The sequence below is a fragment of the Modestobacter sp. VKM Ac-2983 genome (assembly GCF_026967885.1).
Lineage (GTDB): Bacteria > Actinomycetota > Actinomycetes > Mycobacteriales > Geodermatophilaceae > Modestobacter.
Map to the genome: position 1 here is coordinate 4,021 of NZ_JAPVBK010000008.1, position 1,651 is coordinate 5,671.

At 57.8% G+C, this 1,651-nt stretch carries 2 rRNA genes (1 of these 2 cut by a window edge); both read left to right on the plus strand.

The window, feature by feature from the left end:
• A 23S ribosomal RNA gene (locus O2W18_RS21580) occupies window positions 1-1,392 on the plus strand (it extends 1,832 nt beyond the left edge of the window).
• 136 nt (window positions 1,393-1,528) lie between these two features.
• A 5S ribosomal RNA gene (gene rrf, locus O2W18_RS21585) occupies window positions 1,529-1,645 on the plus strand.
• Window positions 1,646-1,651: the final 6 nt, after the last annotated feature.

Consider the following 1,651-nt stretch of genomic DNA (forward strand, 5'->3'; position numbering starts at 1 on the left):
ACAGGGTGAGGCCCGACGCATAGCCGAATGAGGCGAATTGGATGATCCTATGCTGCCGAGAAAAGCCTCTAGCGAGTTCTTAGCGGCCCGTACCCCAAACCAACTCAGGTGGTCAGGTAGAGAATACCAAGGCGATCGAGCGAACTGTGGTTAAGGAACTCGGCAAAATGCCCCCGTAACTTCGGGAGAAGGGGGGCCATCTGCTGTGAACCGCCTTGCGCGGGGCAGCGGTGGGTGGCCGCAGAGACCAGTGAGAAGCGACTGTTTACTAAAAACACAGGTCCGTGCGAAGTCGAAAGACGATGTATACGGACTGACGCCTGCCCGGTGCTGGAACGTTAAGGGGACGGGTTAGTCCTTCGGGGCGAAGCTCAGAACTCAAGCGCCAGTAAACGGCGGTGGTAACTATAACCATCCTAAGGTAGCGAAATTCCTTGTCGGGTAAGTTCCGACCTGCACGAATGGCGTAACGACTTCTCAGCTGTCTCAACCACAGGCTCGGCGAAATTGCACTACGAGTAAAGATGCTCGTTACGCGCGGCAGGACGGAAAGACCCCGGGACCTTCACTATAGCTTGATATTGGTGTTCGGTTCGGCTTGTGTAGGATAGGTGGGAGACTGTGAAGCGGGCACGCCAGTGTTCGTGGAGTCATCGTTGAAATACCACTCTGGTCGAATTGGATGTCTAACCTCGGTCCGTGATCCGGATCAGGGACAGTGTCAGGTGGGTAGTTTAACTGGGGCGGTTGCCTCCCAAAATGTAACGGAGGCGCCCAAAGGTTCCCTCAGCCTGGTTGGCAATCAGGTGTCGAGTGCAAGTGCACAAGGGAGCTTGACTGCGAGACCGACGGGTCGAGCAGGAGCGAAAGCTGGGACTAGTGACCCGGCACCGGCACGTGGAAGCGGTGTCGCTCAACGGATAAAAGGTACCCCGGGGATAACAGGCTGATCTTCCCCAAGAGTCCATATCGACGGGATGGTTTGGCACCTCGATGTCGGCTCGTCGCATCCTGGGGCTGGAGTAGGTCCCAAGGGTTGGGCTGTTCGCCCATTAAAGCGGCACGCGAGCTGGGTTTAGAACGTCGTGAGACAGTTCGGTCCCTATCCGCCGCGCGCGTAAGAGACTTGAGAAGAGCTGTCCCTAGTACGAGAGGACCGGGACGGACGAACCTCTGGTGTGCCAGTTGTTCCGCCAGGAGCACTGCTGGTTGGCTACGTTCGGCAGGGATAACCGCTGAAAGCATCTAAGCGGGAAGCTCGCTTCGAGATGAGGTCTCTCACCGGGTCAACCGGGTAAGGCCCCCGCCCAGACCAGCGGGTTGATAGGCCGGAAGTGGAAGCGGCGCAAGTCGTGGAGCTGACCGGTACTAATAGGCCGAGGGCTTGACCACTCACTCATCCAGCCTTTTATGAAGCAAGATGTGTCGCGTCCACTGTGCAGCTCTGAAGGTACGGAACCATTCTGGTTCCGCCTGATGCTGACCCCCAGCTGTGCTGGGATCGGTATCGGGTACATCTTCACAGTGTTACGGCGGTCATGGCGAAAGGGAAACGCCCGGTCTCATTCCGAACCCGGAAGCTAAGCCTTTCAGCGCCGATGGTACTGCCCGGGGGACCGGGTGGGAGAGTAGGACGCCGCCGGACATAACT